At 71.9% G+C, this 18,909-nt stretch carries 20 protein-coding genes; 11 read left to right on the forward strand and 9 right to left on the reverse strand.

Annotated features, from left to right (window positions below):
* The first annotated feature begins 85 nt into the window (after positions 1 to 85).
* Genes HCN51_RS16130 through HCN51_RS16140 form a run of 3 tightly spaced genes read left to right on the forward strand, consistent with a single transcriptional unit; the run spans position 86 to position 3,251 of the window.
* Positions 86 to 766 carry an SDR family oxidoreductase gene (locus tag HCN51_RS16130; RefSeq protein ID WP_168010431.1) on the forward strand — a complete coding sequence of 227 codons (681 nt, stop codon included), beginning with the start codon at positions 86 to 88 and terminating at the stop codon, positions 764 to 766.
* A gap of 33 nt (positions 767 to 799) precedes the next feature.
* A complete protein-coding gene (locus HCN51_RS16135) occupies positions 800 to 2,152 on the forward strand; it encodes an MBL fold metallo-hydrolase (protein ID WP_168010432.1) in 1,353 nt (450 codons plus the stop codon).
* A gap of 1 nt (position 2,153) precedes the next feature.
* A complete protein-coding gene (locus tag HCN51_RS16140) occupies positions 2,154 to 3,251 on the forward strand; it encodes a Gfo/Idh/MocA family protein (protein WP_168010433.1) in 1,098 nt (365 codons plus the stop codon).
* On the opposite strand, the gene HCN51_RS16145 is transcribed toward HCN51_RS16140, so the two are convergent.
* Positions 3,241 to 4,455 carry an MFS transporter gene (locus HCN51_RS16145; protein ID WP_168010434.1) on the reverse strand — a complete coding sequence of 405 codons (1,215 nt, stop codon included), beginning with the start codon at positions 4,453 to 4,455 and terminating at the stop codon, positions 3,241 to 3,243. The genes HCN51_RS16140 and HCN51_RS16145 overlap by 11 nt on opposite strands.
* A gap of 122 nt (positions 4,456 to 4,577) precedes the next feature.
* Between HCN51_RS16145 and HCN51_RS16150 the strand changes: the two genes are divergently transcribed.
* A complete protein-coding gene (locus HCN51_RS16150; protein ID WP_168010435.1) occupies positions 4,578 to 5,078 on the forward strand; it encodes a MarR family winged helix-turn-helix transcriptional regulator in 501 nt (166 codons plus the stop codon).
* 26 nt (positions 5,079 to 5,104) lie between these two features.
* Here the strand turns inward: HCN51_RS16150 and HCN51_RS16155 are convergent, their stop codons facing one another.
* Together HCN51_RS16155 and HCN51_RS61350 are read right to left on the reverse strand one after the other, a co-directional pair.
* Positions 5,105 to 6,001, reverse strand: a complete 897-nt coding sequence (locus tag HCN51_RS16155; RefSeq protein WP_168010436.1) for an aldo/keto reductase — start codon at positions 5,999 to 6,001, stop codon at positions 5,105 to 5,107.
* Positions 6,002 to 6,372: 371 nt separating this feature from the next.
* Positions 6,373 to 6,498: a hypothetical protein gene (locus tag HCN51_RS61350; protein ID WP_277349997.1), complete on the reverse strand. Its 126-nt coding sequence runs from the start codon at positions 6,496 to 6,498 to the stop codon at positions 6,373 to 6,375.
* 24 nt (positions 6,499 to 6,522) lie between these two features.
* Here HCN51_RS61350 and HCN51_RS16160 point away from each other — a divergent pair, with 24 nt between their 5' ends.
* Entirely contained in the window at positions 6,523 to 6,762 is a 240-nt protein-coding gene (locus tag HCN51_RS16160; protein ID WP_168010437.1) for a hypothetical protein, read from the forward strand.
* A gap of 81 nt (positions 6,763 to 6,843) precedes the next feature.
* On the opposite strand, the gene HCN51_RS16165 is transcribed toward HCN51_RS16160, so the two are convergent.
* The 3 genes from HCN51_RS16165 to HCN51_RS16175 all read right to left on the reverse strand — a co-directional run bounded on the left by HCN51_RS16165 (position 6,844) and on the right by HCN51_RS16175 (position 11,925).
* Entirely contained in the window at positions 6,844 to 9,987 is a 3,144-nt protein-coding gene (locus HCN51_RS16165) for a BTAD domain-containing putative transcriptional regulator (RefSeq protein ID WP_168010438.1), read from the reverse strand.
* Between the two features lie 93 nt (positions 9,988 to 10,080).
* A complete protein-coding gene (locus HCN51_RS16170; protein ID WP_168010439.1) occupies positions 10,081 to 11,232 on the reverse strand; it encodes an FAD-dependent oxidoreductase in 1,152 nt (383 codons plus the stop codon).
* 78 nt (positions 11,233 to 11,310) lie between these two features.
* The gene (locus HCN51_RS16175; RefSeq protein ID WP_168010440.1) at positions 11,311 to 11,925 is read right to left on the reverse strand and encodes a TetR/AcrR family transcriptional regulator; all 615 of its coding nucleotides are present in this window, start codon (positions 11,923 to 11,925) and stop codon (positions 11,311 to 11,313) included.
* 74 nt (positions 11,926 to 11,999) lie between these two features.
* Here HCN51_RS16175 and HCN51_RS16180 point away from each other — a divergent pair, with 74 nt between their 5' ends.
* Positions 12,000 to 12,641, forward strand: a complete 642-nt coding sequence (locus tag HCN51_RS16180; RefSeq protein ID WP_168010441.1) for a maleylpyruvate isomerase family mycothiol-dependent enzyme — start codon at positions 12,000 to 12,002, stop codon at positions 12,639 to 12,641.
* On the opposite strand, the gene HCN51_RS16185 is transcribed toward HCN51_RS16180, so the two are convergent.
* Positions 12,610 to 13,380, reverse strand: coding sequence for a MerR family transcriptional regulator (locus tag HCN51_RS16185; protein WP_168010442.1), 771 nt, complete (start codon positions 13,378 to 13,380; stop codon positions 12,610 to 12,612). The genes HCN51_RS16180 and HCN51_RS16185 overlap by 32 nt on opposite strands.
* A 26-nt stretch (positions 13,381 to 13,406) precedes the next feature.
* Between HCN51_RS16185 and HCN51_RS16190 the strand changes: the two genes are divergently transcribed.
* From HCN51_RS16190 to HCN51_RS16210, 5 genes are all read left to right on the forward strand, one after another.
* Positions 13,407 to 13,607: a hypothetical protein gene (locus HCN51_RS16190; protein ID WP_168010443.1), complete on the forward strand. Its 201-nt coding sequence runs from the start codon at positions 13,407 to 13,409 to the stop codon at positions 13,605 to 13,607.
* Positions 13,608 to 13,905: 298 nt separating this feature from the next.
* Positions 13,906 to 14,316: a transposase gene (locus HCN51_RS16195; RefSeq protein ID WP_168010444.1), complete on the forward strand. Its 411-nt coding sequence runs from the start codon at positions 13,906 to 13,908 to the stop codon at positions 14,314 to 14,316.
* 345 nt (positions 14,317 to 14,661) lie between these two features.
* Positions 14,662 to 15,882: an NF041680 family putative transposase gene (locus HCN51_RS16200; protein ID WP_206067089.1), complete on the forward strand. Its 1,221-nt coding sequence runs from the start codon at positions 14,662 to 14,664 to the stop codon at positions 15,880 to 15,882.
* Entirely contained in the window at positions 15,837 to 16,772 is a 936-nt protein-coding gene (locus HCN51_RS16205) for a transposase (protein WP_206067090.1), read from the forward strand. The genes HCN51_RS16200 and HCN51_RS16205 overlap by 46 nt, the downstream gene beginning before the upstream one ends.
* 355 nt (positions 16,773 to 17,127) lie before the next feature.
* Positions 17,128 to 17,406: a hypothetical protein gene (locus HCN51_RS16210; RefSeq protein ID WP_168010445.1), complete on the forward strand. Its 279-nt coding sequence runs from the start codon at positions 17,128 to 17,130 to the stop codon at positions 17,404 to 17,406.
* Positions 17,407 to 17,465: 59 nt separating this feature from the next.
* Here HCN51_RS16210 and HCN51_RS16215 read toward each other — a convergent pair whose 3' ends face one another.
* A complete protein-coding gene (locus tag HCN51_RS16215) occupies positions 17,466 to 18,218 on the reverse strand; it encodes a hypothetical protein (RefSeq protein WP_168010446.1) in 753 nt (250 codons plus the stop codon).
* Positions 18,219 to 18,267: 49 nt separating this feature from the next.
* Positions 18,268 to 18,831: a dihydrofolate reductase family protein gene (locus tag HCN51_RS16220; RefSeq protein ID WP_168010447.1), complete on the reverse strand. Its 564-nt coding sequence runs from the start codon at positions 18,829 to 18,831 to the stop codon at positions 18,268 to 18,270.
* Positions 18,832 to 18,909 lie beyond the last annotated feature (78 nt).

Here is an 18,909-nt window from a genome sequence, read left to right on the forward strand (position 1 = left end):
ACGCCAGGATGGCGGGCATGAGCACCACGCAGGATCGCCCGGCGATCATGAAAGCAGGGCCGGGGCTGCCGGCGACGGGTGACGCATGATCGCTCTTGTGACCGGCGGCAACCGCGGCATCGGCCTGGAGGTCTGCCGGCAGCTGGCGAAGCTCGGCCACACCGTCCTGCTCACCGCCCGCTCGCCGCAGGCGGCCGAGGCCGCGGCGGGAAAGCTCGGAGGTGACGTCGTCCCGCTGCGGCTGGACGTCACCTCCGAGGAGGACGTCGCGGAGGCGGCGGCGACGGTCGCCGAGCGGTACGGGCGGCTGGACATCCTGGTCAACAACGCCGCCATCACCTACGACACCTGGCAGAACGCCGCATCCGCCGACCTGGACGTGGTCCGCGAGGCGGCCGAGACGAACCTGTACGGGCCGTGGCGGCTGGTCCAGGCGCTGCTGCCGTTGCTGCGCGAGAGCGCGCACCCCCGGATCGTCAACGTCTCCAGCGAGGCCGCCTCGCTGACCAACATGGGCGGCGGCACCCCGGCGTACAACACCACGAAGGTGGCGCTCAACGCGCTGACCCGGATGCTGGCGGCGGAGTTGCGCGCCGACGGCGTGCTGGTGAACGCGATCTGCCCGGGCTGGGTCGCGACGGACATGGGCGGCCCGGGCGGCCGTCCCGTCTCCGAGGGCGCGGCGGGCGTCGTCTGGGCGGCCACGCTGCCGGACAACGGCCCGACCGGCGGGTTCTTCCGCGACGGCCGCCCTCTCCCCTGGTGAACGCCCATCCGAACACCTCATGAAAGCTCTCCGATGAACTACATATCGCGGCGTCCGATCGCCGCAAGCCTGGCCGCCGCATGCCTGATCGCAGCGTTGGCGGGCTGCTCGAACGACGGCGAACCCGCGCCGCGGGCGAAACCGGCCGCGTCGCAGGCGGCGCCGGGCCGCTACGCCTCGTCCAACCCGGGCTCGGTCAACACGTACTGGATCCAGGCGCCGGCCGGCCTGGTCCTCGTCGACACGCTGCGCACGCCGGACGACGCCAGGAAGGCGGTGGCGGAGATCAGGAAGACCGGCCGGCCGGTCGCCGCGATCCTGCTCACCCACTCCCACCCCGACCACGTGGGCGGGGCGGGCGCCTTCCACGAGGCGTTCCCCCAGGCCCCCGTCTACGCGTCCAAGGCGACCGACAAGACGATGCGGGAGGACGAGCGCGGGCTCTACGCGCTGGCCCGCTCGGCGAACCCGGCCTTCCCGGCCCGGCTCACCTACGCCGACCGGACGTTCGAGGGCGGCACGCCGTTGCAGGTCGGCGGCCTGCGCCTGGAGACGGCCACGTTCACGCACGGCGAGTCCGACGTCGCGGACGTCTACTACCGCTCCGACACCGGCGAGCTGTTCTCCGGCGACCTGGCCACCGGTAAGGTCACGCCCGCGCTGATCGAGGGCACGAGCTGCGGCTGGCTGCAGGTCCTCGACCAGCTCGGTACGCGCTTCCCGGCGGCCAGGACGATGTACCCGGGGCACGGCGCCGCCGGCCCGGCCCGCGCGCTGATCGACGAGCAGCGCCAGTACCTCAAGGCGTTCCGCGCCCTGGTGCGGCCGGCCGTCGCCCCCGGCTCGCCCGGCGGCAAGGCGGTCGGCGCCGGCGAGCAGAAGTCGATCGCCGCCGCGCTGGAGCGCGCCTACCCCGGCCGGCCGCCGGTCGCGGACCTGCCCACGATCGTCCAGGAGAACATCAAGGCCGTCGGGCGCGAGCTGTCGGCGGAGGATCCCGCGAAGACGCCGGCCGCCTGCGCGGACCAGCCCCAGCAGGAGCCCCGGCAGGAGCCCCAGCAGGGCGGTCTGCTCGCGCCGGTGAACGCCTACGTCACCGCCGTCAACGGCCGGGACCTCGACGCGCTGGCCGGCGCGTTCGCGCAGGACGCGGAGCTGGTGGACGTCGGGCGGCGCTTCCAGGGGCGCGCGGCGATCCGTGAGTGGGCGCGGGCCGAGGTCATCGGCGGCAGCCTGACCGTTGTCAAGGTGGCCGAGAGCCGGCCCGGCCACCAGCGGCTCCTGGTGCGCTTCGCCCCGGGCGGCCAGGGCGGCTTCGAGGCGTACTACGCCTTCACTGTCAACGGCTCCGCCATCACCAGGGCGGAGCTGACCTATGCGAGGTGAGATGACGATCAGGACCGGAGTCGTGGGAGCCAGCGGGTGGGCCAGGAACGCGCACCTGCCCGCCCTGGCGGCCCTGCCCGAGTACGAGATCACCGCGGTCGCGACGACCCGCCAGGAGAGCGCGGACCGGGTGGCGGCCGAGTACGGCGTGCCGCTGGCGTTCGCGGACCCGGGCCTGCTCATCGCGCACGACCAGGTGGACCTGGTCGTGGTGTCGGTGAGGGCGCCCGAGCACGCCAAGCTCATCAGGGCCGCCCTGGAGGCGGGCAGGCACGTGCTGTCGGAGTGGCCGCTGACCGTCGATCACGCGGAGGCGGCCGAGCTGGCCGAGCTGGCCGCGTCGGCGGGGGTGGTGCACGCCGTCTGCTTGCAGGGCTGCCATTCTCCGGACGTACGGTTCGTCGCCGACCTGGTCGCCGGCGGCCGGATCGGCCGGCTGGAGTCGGCGATCATGGTGGCGTCCGGCGCCGTGCTGGGCGGCGCGACCATCCCCGCCGAGCTGGCCTGGAGCACCGACCCGGCGGGCGGCACCAACGTGCTGACGATCATGGCGGGCCATTTCCTGGCGGTGCTGGAGCGGCTGGCGGGCCGGCTGGTGGAGGTCACGGCGCGGCTGCCCCGCCTGTACGACGAGGTCACCGTCGCCGGGACCGGCCGGACGATCCCCAACCGGGTGCCCGGTCAAGTGCTGCTGCACGGGCTCCTCGACGGCGGCGCCACCGCCTCGGTCGCCGTGTACGGCGGCAGCCAGGGCCCCGACGGGTTCTTCGTGAAGCTGGCCGGCTCGGAGGGCACGCTGACCATCACCAACCCGCGTCCGGGCGCCTTCCCGCACTGGACCGACTGGGACATCCGCGCCGGCGACGGCGAGCGCCTGACGGTGCCGGACGCGTACCGGACCGTCCCCTTGGACCCGGCGGCTGGGCCGGCGGCGAACGTGGCGGCGCTCTACCGGCACCTCGCCGGGGCGATCGCCGAGGGCCGGCCCGCCGACCCCGACTTCCACGCCGCCGCGCGCCACCATCGGCTACTGGCGGCGATCGAGCGTTCGGCGGCGAGCGGCGGCCCGGAGCGGACCTCCGTCGCGGCTACCGGCTGACGAGCTCCCCGCCGGGGACGCGGGGCGCGGCGGCGCGCCGGCCGGTGCCGAGCGTGAGCAGCAGGGAGGCCGCCGTCAGCGCCACCCCGAACCAGACGACGCTGGTGACCCCCAGGTGATCGGCGAACAGCCCGCCGATGAGCGCGCCGATCGCGATGGAGGTGTTGTAGGCCATGGTGTTGAGCGACATGGCGGCCTCGAAGGTGTCGGGGGCGGCCGCCTGCGTCATGTTGACCTGGCACAGCTGGACGACGCCGAAGGAGACGCCCCACAGCACGAGGGCGGCGATCGAGCCCGCCTGCGTGTGGCCGACGGCGAGCAGCGCCAGCAGCGACAGCACGAGGCCGGCGCCGCCGGCGACGAAGCTGCCGCGCAGGCTCCTGTTCACGGTGTGGCCGGCGACGAAGTTCCCGATGGCGCCGCCGACGCCGTAGATCATCAGGACCACGGTGATGAACGCGGGCGCGGCGGAGGTGTTCGCCTCGAGGAAGGGCCGGACGAAGGTGTAGGCCCCGAAGTGGCCGAGCACGAACAGCACGACCGTGCACAGCACCAGCCGCAGCGGCACGTTCCTGAGCGGGAGCACGAAGACCTCCCTGACCGGCACCGCGTTCGCCGAGGGCAGCGACGGGACGACGGTGGCCACGGCGAGGAGCACCAGCGCGCTGAGCCCGCTCCAGATGAGGAACGTGGCCCGCCAGTCGGTCAGGCTCTCCAGGACGGTCCCCAGCGGGATGCCCACGACCGCGGCGATCGAGATGCCCGACATCACGACCGCCGCGGCCCTGCTCGCCTGCCGCTCCGGGACCAGCCGCATGGCCATGCTGACGCCGATGGCCCAGAACACGCCGCTGGCGAAGCCCATGACCAGCCGCGTCGTCAGCACCAGCGGGAACGTCGGGGCGAGCGCGGTGACGCAGTTGCCCAGGGTCAGGATGACCAGCAGCGCGGACAGCAGCACGCGCCGGTTGACGCGTCTGGTCCAGGCCACGATGAACGGCACGCCGAGGCCGGCCGAGACGCCGTACAGGGTGACCATCAGCCCGGCGACGCCCACCGAGATGTGCAGGCTGGAGCTGACCGGGGTGAGCAGGCCGACCGGCATGAGCTCGGTGGTGAGAAAGACGAACAAGCTCGCCGTGATGGCGGCGACGCCCGCCCAGCCCCGCAGGGCCGAGTGCGCGTGCGCGGGTTGTGAGGGCACGTTCTTTCCCCTGATTCTCTTCCGCGTTGATAATCTCAACGTTGAGATAACACCACGAGGGAAGCTCGACGTCAAATAAATGAACGTTGAGATAGTGAGTGTTGAGAGGAAGGAAGGCCCCGTTGGGTGATGTGGTGGACCTGATCCTGGAGCAGTGGCGGCGCGAACGTCCCGACGTGGACGCCTGGCCCATGGGGATCGTCGGGCGGGTCAGCAGGCTGGCGCGGGTGCTGGATCGCGAGCTGAAGGAGTTCTTCGCCGCGCACGGGCTGGAGCGGTGGGAGTTCGACGTGCTGGCCACGCTGCGGCGGTCGGGGCCGCCGTACGAGCTGACGGCCGGAATGCTCAACCGGGCCGCCATGGTGACCTCCGGCGCCATCACCAACCGCATCGACCGGCTCGCGGCCAAGGGGCTGGTCGAGCGGCTGCCGGACGAGGAGGACCGGCGCTCGATCCGCGTCCGGCTGACCGCCGACGGGCTGGCCAGGATCGACGAGCTGCTCGCCGCGCACGTGGAGAACGAGGCGCGCCTACTGGCCGCGCTCGGGGTGAGCGAGCGCGACCAGCTCGCAGGGCTGCTGCGCGGCCTGCTCGAAGCGCTCGGCGACACCCCGCACGAGTGACCCGCGGCGGGCACCCGTAACGCGCGTCAGCCGATGGACGCCAGGCGTTCCATCTCGTCCTCCGACAGCGCCAGCGCGCCCGCCGCCACGTTCTCCTCCAGGTGGGCGAGGTTGCCGGTGCCGGGAATGGCCAGCACGTGCGGGCCCTGCCGCAGCGTCCAGGCGAGCCGGACCTGGGCGGGCGTGGCCCCGTGGGCGCGGGCGACGGCCAGGACGGTCTCGTCCTCGGCGGCGACCGCGCCCGCCTCGCGGCCCGTGCCGGCGATCGCGAAGAACGGGACGAAGGCGATGCCCTGCTCGCCGCAGATCCGCAGCAGCTCCCGCTGCCCGGCCGGGGCGCCGATGCCGAACGGGTTCTGCACGCACACCACCGGCGCGACGGTCACGGCCTCGGCGAGCTGGGCGGCCGTGACGTTCGAGACGCCGAGGTGCCGGATGAGGCCGGCGTCGCGCAACGCGGCCAGCGCGCCGAAGTGCTCGGCGATCGAGCCGGTCCGCTCGCTGGGCGGGACGCGCAGGTTCACGACGTCGAGGTGGTCGCGGCCGAGCTGGCGCAGGTTCTCCTCGACCTGGCCGCGCAGCTGCTCGGGGGTGGCCCACCACCAGTCCCCCGACGGGGTCCTGGCGGGCCAGACCTTCGTGGTGATGACGAGGTCGTCCGGGTACGGGGCCAGCGCCCGGTTGATCAGCTCGTTGGCCGACAGGCGCGGGGAGAAGTAGAACGCGGCGGTGTCGATGTGGTTGACGCCCAGCTCGACGGCCCGGCGCAGCACCGCGATCGAGCGTTCGCGGTCACCGGAGACGTCGCCGGAGACATGGTCGGTGAAGGCGGCGCGGCCCGTCAGCCTCATGGCGCCGAACCCGATCCTGTTGACGGTCAGGTCGCCGAGCTTCCAGGTGCCTGCGTTGGCAGATGTGGTCATGGTCGTTCCTCACGGCCGTGCGAAAGGGAGGTTTCCAGCCCGGATGCGGGCATGAAAAAAGCCTCCCCGGGGCGGAAGGGGATCCGGCCGGGAAGGCTCAGCGACGTTCGTAACGATAGCAGGGTCCCGGCACCTCCTTTGACATACTGACCTGAGGTCAACAAGTGACCCCCAGGTCAATAACCCCCGTTCCCGGCAGTGCCGATGTCCACCGTCTCCACGATCGTCCTGCTGCTGGTGGCGGGGGACGAGACGACGGTCAACCCGACCGCCGACGCCGTGCACCTGGCCGCTCTGCGCGCCGATCCCGGCACGGCGGCGGCGGTCGTCGAGGAAATCCTGCGCTACGACGCGCCCGTCCAGCTCACCGCTCACCCGAGGCCAGGCGCGGCGAGCTCGTCGACGCCGCCATCCGGCTCCTGCGCTCCGGCCAGGACGCGAAGAACTGGGTCCAGGCCGTCACGGCCGAGGCCGACGCCGCCAAGGGCACCTTCCACGTCTACTTCTCCTCCTGGGAGGACATGCTCGCCGCCGTCTTCCACTCCGCCACCGACGCCACGGACGAAGGGCAGCTCGACACCATCGCCGCCATCGCCAAGGCGTTGCAGCGGGGCATGGACGGACGGCGCGTTCCGCACGTCGCGGCCACGATCCTGTTCAGGGTGCTGCACGGGGCCGCCGACGCGATCGCGGCGGGCGAGCAGCGTGAGCGCTGGCTGGAGGCGGTACGCGACCTCGCCCGCAAGTGGCTGGCCCCGTGACCCTCCAGGGTTGCAATCAAGAGGCGGAACCAGGCGAGCCGCTGAGGAACCCTCGAACCAGCTGAGCCCCGACGCGCCGCCTCAAGAGGCGAGCGTGGCCTCGGCCAGCTCACGCCAGTCCCCCTGACCACCGGCACGGGTCGCCTCGGCGAACGCGTTCTCGTCGAGGTGCTCGCGCACCCCGCCGGCGATCCGGGCGACGTCCGGCTTGGTGCGGTCGGGGGTGCCGCGCACGCTGTCACTGGCCCCGAGCAGCCGCGCCGCCTGCTCGTAGCGGCCCTGCCGCAGCGCGAGGTCCGCGAGCCCGATCAGCACGTCGGCGACCTGCGGCGGGAACTCGCCCTGGGCGACGGCCCGGAACGCCTCGGCCCGGTAGGCGCGGGCCTGCTCCAGGTCCTCAGTGACGTAACCGTGCAGGTCCATGGCCTTGGCGTGGACGGTGGGGTGCAGCTTGATGTCGCCCAGCGTCGCCTGGACGGTGTCGAGCTGCCGGCGCACCTCGGCGGCCTCGCCGCGCCAGCGGGCCAGCTCCGCCTTGGCCAGGGCCAGCTCGGCGCGCGCGTCGGGCCAGGCGACGGCGTCGGCGCGGCGCTGCGCCTCGGCCAGGGCGGCGGCGCTGGCGCGTTCGTCGCCGAGCAGCCAGTAGAGCTGGGCCTGCCGGGCGCGCAGGCCGACGACGTCCTCGGCCGCGCCGATCTCGGCCAGCGCCGTGCTGGCCTCCTCAAGGTGCTCGCACGCGCGGGCGAACTCGCCGCGCATGGCGAGCCGGTCACCGAGGAACGTCAGCGCGAACGAGCCCCCCCACCGGTCGCCCAGCGTGCGGAACTCGGCCAGGGCGATCTCGGCGTCGCTGTCGACGTCGGTGGTGTCGCCGCCGAGCGTGAGCCGGAAGCGGGCGCGGGTGAGCCGGGCCTGCGCGCGGACCCAGGGGGAGTCGTCGGCGATGAGCCGTTCCAGGGCGGGCAGGAAGTCCTTGGGGCCCTGCAGCATGCTCGCCAGCAGCTCGATGAAGCCGAGCAGCGGGTGGTGGTAGCCGCCGTGCTGGATGAGCCGGTGGGCGTCCTGGATCCAGTCGCGCGCCTGGTACTGGTCGCCGCTGACGCCGGAGGACAGGAACATGGTGACCAGGAAGTAGGCCCTGGCGCGTACCTCGTCGGGCACCTCGCCTTGCAGCGAGGCCGCCGCGACGGCCAGCTCGGCGCCCTCGGCGCGGTAGCCGCTGAGGTACCAGTACCAGCCGGCGGCGGCGACCAGCCGCATCGCCTCCTCGGCCCGTCCTTCGGCGATGGCGCCGCGCACGGCCACGTTGAGGTTGTCGTGGTCGGCGTTGAGGATGGCCAGCCACTCGAGCTGCTCGCCCCGGAACAGGTACGGCTCGGCCGTCTCGGCCAGCTCCACGAAGTAGGCGAGGTGGGCGCGGCGCGTCCGCTCGCTCTCGCCGGCCTCGTCGAGCCGCTGCGCCGCGTACTCCCTGATGGTGTCGAGCATGCGGTAGCGGGGGGCGTCCTCGCCGTCGGCGACCAGCAGCGACTTCTCGATCAGCGCGGTCAGCACGTCGAGGACCGGCTCGCCGTCGGGGGTCTCCTCGCCGCAGACACGTTCGGCCGCTTCGAGGCTCGCGCCGCCGGAGAAGACCGACAGCCGCCGCAGCACGCCGCGCTCGCCTTCGGACAGCAGGTCCCAGCTCCAGTCGACGACGGCGCGCAGCGTCTTGTGCCGGGCCAGGGCGGTGCGGCTGCCGCTGGTCAGCAGCCGGAAGCGGTCGTCGAGGCGGCGGGCGAGCTGGTCGACGGTCATGGTGCGCAGCCGGGCGGCGGCCAGCTCGATGGCCAGCGGGATGCCGTCGAGCGCGCGGCAGATGCGGGCCATGGTGGCCAGGGTGGCGGCGTCGGAGCCGATGTCCTTGCGTACCAGCTCGGCGCGGTCGCGCAGCAGCCGCACGGCGGGTGAGGCGCCGGTCTCGGCGGCGCCGGCGGCGGGGGCGGGCAGCGCGAGCGGCTCGACCTGCCACAGCACCTCCCCGGTGATGCCGAGCGGCTCCCTGCTGGTGGCGAGGATGCGCAGGTTGCGGCACTCCCCCAGCAGCCGGTCGGCGAAGGTCGCGATCGGCTCGATGAGGTGCTCGCAGTTGTCGAGAATGAGCAGGATCGAGCGCTCGCGGATCGCGGTGACGAGCCGTTCGGTCGCGTCGCCGCCGCGCGCGCTGCCGAGCAGGGCCTGGTCGCGCACGCCGATCGCGGTGAGCGCGGCCTGCGCCAGCTCGCCGCCCGCGCGGGCGGAGGCCAGCTCGACCAGCCACGCCCCGTCGGGCAGCTCGGCGAGCATCGTACGGGCGGTCTCGGTGGCCAGCCGGGTCTTGCCGGAGCCGCCGGGCCCGGTCAGCGTGACGAGCCGGTGCTTGATGGCCAGGCCGGCGACGGTGGCGATGTCGTCGTCCTTGCCGACGAAGCTGGTCAGCTCGGCGCGCAGGTTCGTCCTGCGGTTGTCGGCGCGCTCGCCCAGCTCGCCCCGCAGCAGCGCGGTGTGCAGGGCGGACAGCTCGGCGGACGGGTCGGCGCCCAGCTCCTCGGCCAGCCGCTCGCGGGTGCGCTGGTAGAGGGTCAGCGCCTCGTTGGCGCGCCCGGCCTCGGCCAGCGCCCGCATCAGCGCGGCCACGAACCCCTCCCGCAGCGGGTACGTGGCGACGAGATCGGTCAGCTCGGACACCAGCTCGGAGCCGCGGCCGAGGCGCAGGTCGGCGTCCACGCGGTCGCCGAGGGCGGCCACGTGCAGCTCTTCGAGCCGGGTGACGACGGCGTCGAACACGTCGCTGCCCTGGAGGGCGATGTCCGCCAGGGGCGTGCCGCGCCACAGGGCCAGGGCCGAGCGCAGCAGCTCCGCCCGCGCGGCCGGCTCGGCGCCGCGGGCCTGGGCGATCAGCTGCTCGAACCGGGCGGCGTCGACCGCCTCGGGTGGCACGGCCAGCCGGTATCCGCCGGAGTCGGCGCCGATCACGCCGTCCGGCAGCACCCTGCGCAGCCTGGACACCAGCGCCTGAAGGGCGTTGACCTCGTCCGCGGGCGGCTGCTCCCCCCAGATCCAGTCCACGAGCCTGGAACGGGTGATGATCCGGCCGGGTTCGAGGGCGAGGGCGGCGAGCAGCGCACGCAGCCGAACCCCTGGAACCTCGATGACGGCCCCATCTTGATCGCGGACCTCGAACGGTCCCAGCAGTCCGACTTGCACATCCGACATTGTGCCGAACCGGACGACTCCCGACGAACCGCCTACGGGTCGCGGCCCGCGTCCACCGGCGGCCTTCATCGGATCGTTACCGTCTCAGAGCCTGCTGCTCACCCCGCGGATGAGCCTGCGCAGCATCCAGGTGCCCAGGCCGGCGGGCATGGCGACGGCGCCGCGCATCGCCCACTCGCTCTGGGTCAGGGCCGCGCGCGGCCCGCCGGTCGCGACGGCCTGGGTGGCCAGCAGCGAGGCCAGCAGGGCGGGGCGCCGCCGGCTCCGCTCGTAGGCGGCCAGCGCCGTGGCCGGGTCGGGCGACCGGGTGCCGGCCAGGGCGCGCAGCAGCGCGGCGACGTCCTCAAGGCCCTGCCCGGCGCCCTGCGCGAGCATGGGCGGCATGGCGTGCACGGCGTCACCGATCAGGACGGTGCGGCCGCGCCCCCAGCGCAGCGGCGCCCGGTGCCGGCGGTGCGGGAACAGTTCCAGGTCCTTGTCCGACAGCGCGTCCAGCAGCTCGGGGACGGGCGAGCCCCACGAGGCGTAGCGCCGCCGGAGCGCGGCGAGCGCGACGTCCGGGCTCGGGCGGGCCTCGCCGGGGCGCAGGCGGAAGTCGATCAGCCATTGCAGGGTGCCGTCGCCGGAGGGGTTCATGCCGAAGTCCCCGTGGGGGCCGAGGAAGATCAGGGCCCGCCTGCCGGGGTCGAAGGGCGGCCTGACCAGGCCCTGCCAGGTGGCGGTGCCGGTCGGGCGGGCCGGCTGTGCGCCGAACAGGGCCGTGCGGACCTGGGAGTTCACGCCGTCGGCGCCGATGAGCAGGTCGCCCGTGTGCTCCTCGCCGTCCTCGGTCCGCACCCGTACGGTGCGGCCGTCGTCGTGCAGGCCGGTGACGCGGGCGCCGAACCGGTAGATGTGCTCCGGCAGCCCTTCGGCGAGCCGGTCGAGCAGCAGGCGGCGGGGCAGCGACACCACGGGGGCGCCGAACTCGGCGGCCAGCCGTTCGAGGTCCATGACCATCACCCGGCGGCCCCGTGAGCTGCGGACCTCGATGGCCTCCAGGCGCTGCCCGGCCCCGTCCATCCGGACGCCGAGATCGTCGAGCACGGTGGTGCCGTTGTGCCAGATCATGATCGCGCATCCGGTCTCGCGTAAGGCCGGTGACCGCTCCAGCACGGTCACCTCGTGCCCGGCGGCGAGGAACCCCCGGGCCGCCGCCACGCCCGCGAGGCCGGCTCCGGCGATGAGTACACGCATCCGCATCCCCTACGGCTAGTAGTACTACTAACTGTAGAGCTTAGGGGTGATGATCGCCGGGCCCCGATCCGGGTGCGGTCACGCGGGACCGAGCACGCCCGGGGCGATCAGAGCCGTGGCGGCGGCGGCGAAGTACTCCTCGGAGACCGACTCCGCGAGGCCGAACATGACGCCCTGGCTGAGGCCGACCAGCAGCGCCCGCAGCCCCGTCGCCAGGCGGCGCGCCTGCCGCTCGGTGAGCGGCGCCCCGTCGTGCGGCAGCCCGGTGAACAGCGCGGTCAGCCGCTCCTCGTGCGCCCGGACGGAGGCGGCCAGCCTGGGCCGCAGCTCCGGGTCGCGCAGCGCGAGGTCCTGCAAGCTGATCTCGAACGACAGGTGCCGCAGGGCGTCGGGGTCGTCGCACAGGCGGCGGTAGTGGCGCGCGAACGCCTCGGCCGCCCCGCGCGCGTCGCCCCCGGCCGAGACGAGCCGCTCCAGGTCCTCGTAGTGCGGGCCGAGATGGTCGGTGACCAGCGCGACCAGCAGGCCGGTCTTGCTGCCGAACAGCGAGTAGACGGCGCCGGTGGTCAGCCCGGCCTGCTCGGCGATCTCCTCCAGCTTGGCGCGGTGACCGTCTCTGGCGACGACCCGGCGCGCGGCGTCCAGCAGCGCCCGCCGGTTGTGCTCCTTCGCCTCCGCCCTTGTCTTTCTCATAATCTCATTATTACCGTAATCTCGTTACGAGAACGGCCCGGCATGCCGGCCGGCCGACGAAGGAGCACGCATTCATGGACATCACCACCACGATCGCCGCCGAGCGTACGGACCTCGCGGCCCTGCTGGACGGCCTGTCGCCGGCCCAGTGGGACGAGCCGTCCCTGTGCGCCGGCTGGCGGGTGCGGGAGGTGGCGGCGCACGTGTCGCTGGGGTTCCGCTACCGGCTGCCCCGGCTCGCGATCGAGCTCCTGAAGGCCCGCGGCGACGTCAACCGCATGGCCGACCGCCGCGCCCGCCTCGACGCGGCCGCCCTTTCGCCGGCCGAGCTGGCCGCCGCGATCCGCGACAACGCGCACCACCCGTGGCGGCCCCCGGTCGGCGGGGTCACCGCCGCGCTCGCCCACGACGTGATCCACGGCCTGGACATCACGGTCGCCCTCGGCCTGGAGCGCCGGGTCCCGCGGGAGCGGCTGCGGCTGCTGCTGGAGCACCTCACCCCCCGTACGGCGAGGTTCTTCGGAGCCGACCTGGCGGGCGTCGAGCTGCGCGCCGACGACCTCGCCTGGTCCTTCGGCTCGGGGACGCCGCTGGTGGGCGCCGCGCAGGACCTCCTGCTGGTCGCCTACGGCCGCAAGCTTCCGCCGGGACACCTGAGCGGGGCGGCCGCCGACCGGTTCTCGCTCAGCTCCGGGAGCGGTCGGCGTTGGCCATGATGGCGTCATGGACGTAGCGGGACAGGCCGGGCGCCATGTCGTCGTAGTTGCGGCCGACGCGCTGGTTGGCGAGGTAGGCCCGGGCCAGCTCGCGGTGCACGTCGTGGTCGCAGTCGTGGAAGCGCCGATGCAGGTGCAGCCGGTGCTCCTCGGCCAGGTCCATGACGGCGGGGTCGTCGGCGGGCAGCCCGGCGGCCATGGCGTTCAGCAGCCGCCGGTGGATGCCGGCCTGCTCGTCGCGGATCTCGGCCCAGTCGTCCGCCGAGTAGGCCGACGCGCGCCGCTGCCGCTGGCGCCACAGCTCCGAGCCGCCCCACTGCTCCTCCGCGCGAGCGGCGTTGTCCTCCAGGCGGGTGCTGCCGAAGATCTCCAGCCGCTCCTGCGGGGTGAGGCTGAGGCCGAGCTTGCGCGCGTTCAGCTCCTTGTCGATGGCGGCGACCATGGCCCGCTGCCGCTCGGCGCGCGCGGCGAGCAGCGCGCGCTGCTCCCGCAGCCGGTCGGCGTCGGTACGGGCCGGGTCGGCGAGGATCGCGCCGATCGTGTCGAGGTCGAAGCCGAGCTCGCGGTAGAACAGGATGCGCTGCAGCCGGCGCAGGTCGTCGCCGGAGTAGAGGCGGTAACCGGCCGGGCTGCGCTCGCTGGGCTCCAGGAGGCCGATCTCGTCGTAGTGGTGCAGGGTGCGGACCGAGACGCCGGTCAGCTCGGCGATGACGCCGACGGTGTGCTCTTGCGCGGTCATGCTCCCACTGTGTCGCCTGACGCGGCGTGAGGGTCAAGCCGCCCGGCCCGGCCGGGTGGGCGGCGGGGCCGGAGGCCGTGGCTGCCGTGCTCGACGCCAAGCGTCCCGCGCCGCGCGATCGGTGCGGCGACGACCCGGACGACTTCTTCGGGGAGCCGTCCGAGAAGCCGCCCGTGCCCATCGTTGAGGACCTGGACTCCTACGGCCCCGACTCCTACGACCCCTGACCTCCCCGCCGCATCGGTCCGGGCGAGAGCAGTCAGGCACGCGCTCCCTAGGTCGGCCCCCGCTCGGGTCGGTGTCACCAGCCGCAAGGTAACGCTGAGTAACTATGGTCATGTGATGTAGCCATGGGCTCCGTGGTGGGCCTGGCCGCAAAGAAGCAAAGCGTCATGTCTCTGGCGCGTTGCGTCGCCATCACGGGTGCGACATACCAGTCGGTAGCCGGACGGTTACGGCCCATGTTTCTCCTGGCCCTCGCTGGAGGTCCGGGAGAAGGGGGGCGGGACATGCAACTCGGGCCTGATGATGTCGGTGATGGTCGCCCCGGCCGGGCAGCCCGATCTCGACGCCGCCCGTGAACGGCTGGCCCGGCTGCGGATGTTGATCCCACAGCTCAGTCTGGTCTGCGGGGACAGCTCCTACGCCGGAACGCTGGTGGACCGGTCCCGCCGGTTCCTCCGCCTCAACATGAAGATCGTGACCAAGCGTCCGGGCCAGACCGGGTTTAAGGTGCTGGCCCGGCGGTGGATCGTCGAGCGGTCGCTGTCGTGGCTCTTGAACGCCCGCCGCAACGTGATCGACTACGAACGGCTCCCGCAACACTCCGAGGCGCATCTAACCTGGGCAGCCATCACCATGATGACGCGCCGCCTGACCAGCAAGGCCGCCGTCCCGGCCTGGAACCGACGACCGGCCTCGACGCAAGCTGCCTGACGTCCACCCATGGCGGGCCATCTTGATCGCTGAGATCAGCGGAATCACCGCCAGGGCGGGGATCAGCACCAGATCGGGCACCACGCTCCCCTTCTCGGCACGCCCGCGCTATGGCATGGACGGGGGCCCGGAATCGCCAGGGTCGACCTACTTGGAGGCGTCTCTGTCGCCAGGACACAAGATCATCATGCGGGATCTGGAGGGTTGGAAAACACCCTCTCAGCTTGTTCTTTATCCTCCGGATCGTTGTGTTGAGCGGGGTTTGATCGTTTCGCGGACAGCAAGACGGCCTTGAGTGATCATGTGCGGTGTCGAGTCGCTGCTGATCACTACAAGGCCGTGAGGATGAGTCTGCTGAACGATGCCGCCGGTGTCGAGTCCTTGAAGGTGTTGTCCCGGTTCCGCAACGACGTCTACGCCTGCCTCAGGGCGCGGGCCGATGCGTTGTTCGAGCTGGCTGATGCGCTGTTGTGCGAGCCGGGGCCGGTGCGCTCGCCGGTGGATCTGACCTTGTCGCCGGAGTGCTGGCGCGGGCATGGCGCCTTGTACGGCGCGCTCAACCACGGCCGGATCGGCATCGAGCAGCTGCGGCAGGTGCTGGCCGGGCTGCCGTTACCGCGCTGGCCGGACGGGCGGATCGTGCTGGCGGTGGACGTATCACCGTGGCTGCGCTCGGATGCGCCCTGCTCGGCCGAGCGGCTGTTCTGCCACGTCTATGGCCGGGCCAAGAGCGCCTCGCAGTTCATCCCGGGCTGGCCGTACTCGTTCGTGGCGGCTCTGGAGATGGGCCGTACCTCCTGGACGGCGCCGCTGGACGTGGTCCGGCTGGGGCCGACCGATGACGCCACCGCCGTCACCGCCACCCAGCTCCGGGAAGTCATCGAGCGGCTGATCGCGGCCGGTCAATGGTGCGACGGGGACCCGGACCTGCTCATCGTGACCGACGCCGGCTACGACATCACCCGTCTGGCCTACGTGCTGCGCGACCTGCCCGTCGAACTGCTGGGCCGCATCCGCTCCGATCGAGTGCTGCGCCGTCCGGCACCCACGCGGGAGGAGTTCCTGCGCGCCCATCCCGGGGGCGGACGCCCGCCCAAACACGGCGGCGAGTTCGCCCTGGCCGACCCGGCCACCTGGCCCGAACCCGCGGTGAGCACGCTCACCGACACCACTCATTACGGCAAGGCCGAGGCGTCGGCCTGGGACCGGCTGCATCCTCGGCTCACCCACCGCGCCGCCTGGCTCGACCACGAGGGTGTGCTGCCCATCATCGAGGGCACCCTGATCCGGCTGAAGGTCGAGCATCTGCCCGGCGACCGTGACGCCCCAGCGGTCTGGCTCTGGTCCTCCAAGACCGGCGCCACCGGCGCGGACGTGGATCGCTGCTGGCAGGCGTTCCTGCGCAGATTCGACCTGGAGCACACCTACCGCTTCTGGAAGCAGGCCCTCGGCTGGACCCGCCCCAAGCTGCGCGCCAACCAGGCGGCCGACCGCTGGACCTGGAGCCAGGTGCCGATGTCTTGGCGATCACCGCCGTCCAACTCCGCGAGGTTGTCCAGCGGCTGATCGAGGCCGGGCAGTGGCAGGACGGGGACCTGCCGATCCTCCTCGTGGCCGATGCCGGCTACGACCTGCACCGGCTGACGTTCCTGCTGGCCGACCTGCCGGTCGAGGTGCTGGGCGGGCTGCGCTCGGATCGAGTGATGCGCCGCCCGACTCCGCCACGCGTCTACAACCCCGAAGGCGGCAGACCGCCCAGGCATGGCGGTGAGTTCGTCTTCGGCCAGCCCGGCACCTGGGGCGAACCCGATCAGCAGACCACCACCGCCACCACCCGCTACGGCACCGCGACCACGATGGCCTGGGATCGGCTGCACCCCAAGCTGACCCGCGGGGCAGCCTGGATCGAGCACGACATGGAGCTGCCGCTCACCGAAGGCACCGTCATCCGGCTGACCGTCAAGCGCCTGCCCAGCGGAGGAGAACCCAATCCCGTCTGGCTCTGGTGGTCGGGCACCGGCGCCAACGCCGCCGACGTCGACCGGCTCTGGCAGACGTTCCTACGCAGATTCAAGCAGACCCTCGGCTGGACCACCCCCAAGATCCGCAACCCCGAGGCGGCCGATCGGTGGACCTGGCTCATCCTGGCCGCGCACACTCAGCTCCGCCTGGCCCGACCGCTGGCCACCGACCTGCGCCGCCCCTGGGAGAAACCCGCACCGCCCGAGCGGCTGACCCCGTCCCGGGTCCGGCGGGGGTTTCGCAACCTGCGCTGGAAGATGCCTTGTCCGGCCGGTGCGCCGAAACCTACCCGGCCGGGCCCGGGACGCCCGCCCGGCTCACCGAATCAACACCGCGCACCCCGTCACGACGTCGGACGCATCCTGGCCACCGGCGAGGCACACCAACGCCCCGCCCATCACAAGAAGGGGACCAAGCCCAGACGCACCACCTGATCTCGTTATGAACGCCGGGCACCGCCATGCGGGCCGCGCCATGGGCTGGGGAAAGTAATCGTTCGGACGTGCCGAGGCGGTGCGGACGCCGACGTTACTGCCCTCTTGGAAGACCCGGCACTGGTAGTGGGTCCTTGCCCTCGGCCCCGGTTGACGACCACGTGTATCAAGATCCCCAGACGCCCGCTGCTATCCGTGACATGGTTAAGGATCAATCAAGCCGGTGCAGATCCGCCAGACGGGGACACGGGGTGAGAGCGTGACAATGACTGATGCGCATGCCGGGCGCAAGGGGCGAGCAAGGAGCGACCTATGGGGTCCCGCTCTGGCGAACCTCGGACTTGGTGTGCCCGCCATGGTGCCGTTCTATATGGCGTGGTGGCTGCTGACCGAGTACATGCCGATGGACTGCACCCTTGCCAGGCCCACCAACTGCAACTACGACACCCTCGAGAACGAGTTCTTCTTCACCGTTGCACTGATGGTAACCGGTCCACTCACCTTGACACAGGTGATCGTGATTGACGTAGCCCTCCCGCTCTGGCATAGACGGCGGCTGGCCGCGTGGCTTGGCGCTGCCGCGCTCATCCCCGTCCCGTTCGTGGTGTGCCTGGCGCTGGCCTCGCTGGCCTGACAACCGGCTCTAAAATCCCATTTGCCGAGAATGCGAAGATCAGAGGTTGTAAGACAAGCTCAGGGAACATACACCTGACGCATGTACGGTCGCTGGACGACGACGGCCACGACGTGTTCGCTGCCGTCGAACACGTCAGCGAGTTCGCCGGCCACGCTGAAGGTCAGCTCGGTTACCTGGTCGATGTTCAACGGCTCGCTGTGGACCACGTTGAGCACCTGGTCCTCCTGGTACCACCGCACGACGTCGGGGTCGTTGGCCGCCTGCAGCGGCAGGTTCGGCTTGTCGGCGGTGAGCCACACGACCAGGCCGCCCTGCTCGTAGGCCAACGACAGATCGACCTGTCCGGCGTCGCCCACCGCGGAGACGATCTGGCGGACACGCGTCTCTCCACGCCGTTCCTTCGTGAAGGACAGCGACCGGGTGATGCGGGCGAGCTTGCCGTCGCGGTAGCGTCCGGGGACCCCGGCAGGCTCCTCGGTGTAGGTGAACCAGTGGACATGTGCCATCGCGCCTGTCGCCAGGTTGCGGGCTTGGGAGACGAACGCGATGTAGCTCACCTGCGCCGTTCCGCCCCCAGTGCCGTCATCGCTTCGGGAGGCGTAGACCTCGTGGAACGGAATGAGGACGTTGGCCCCCCGCAGCGACTTACCGCGCAGGTCGTCGCCTTCGTAGGGGACCGATTCCCACCCCGCCGGGAGCCGTCGCTGTAGTGCGGCGGCGTTGACCCGCACCGCGAGCATGGTCCGCTCGGCGGCGATCCCGTCGGAGTACCTCAGTTCCGGTTCTGCTGTGAACATGGCCTGCACCATCCTGTCTGTTAAGGCTCCCTGAACCGCGCCGGGTTTGTTGGAGAACGGGTTACGGCTGGGGGTGGTAGCTCATGATGGCGATGCCGGTGTCGAGATGGGTGTGCCCGGTGAGCTCCAGCTCCACCACCGGACCCCCCTCGCCGAACAGCCGCTGCCCGGTGCCGAGGACGAGCGGGCATACCATGAGATCCAGCTGGTCGACCAGGCCGTTGCGCAGCAGCGAGCGCATCAGCGTGATGCTGCCGTACATCAGGATGTCCTGGCCGTCCTCTTCCTTGATCTTCTTCAGCGCGCCGATCGCGTCGCCTTTGAGCAGGCTCGCGTTCCAGGTGAGCGGCTCGGTCAGGGTCGTCGAGGCGATGAGTTTCGGAATCGTGTTCAGCCGGTCGGCGTACGGTCCGGTGCTGTTCGGCCACGCCTTGGAGAACATCTCGTAGGTGCGCCGGCCGCACAGGAAGTAGTCACAGGACTGCAGGCGTTCAAGTGATCGTTTTCCGGCCTCTTCGTTGAAGTATCGGTTCGCCCAACCGCCGTGCTCGGACCCGGCCATTCCGCCTGGGTCTTCGACGACGCCGTCCAGCGTCACCAGGGTCGAAACGATGAGCTTTCGCAATGTCGTCCCTTCTTCGCCGGTGGACCGCGCCCGCGCTATCGGCGGGCGGTCCACGAACTGACCCGACCAATCCTCGGT

Origin of the sequence: Nonomuraea composti (genome assembly GCF_012034275.1) — a bacterium.
Classification (GTDB): domain Bacteria; phylum Actinomycetota; class Actinomycetes; order Streptosporangiales; family Streptosporangiaceae; genus Nonomuraea; species Nonomuraea composti.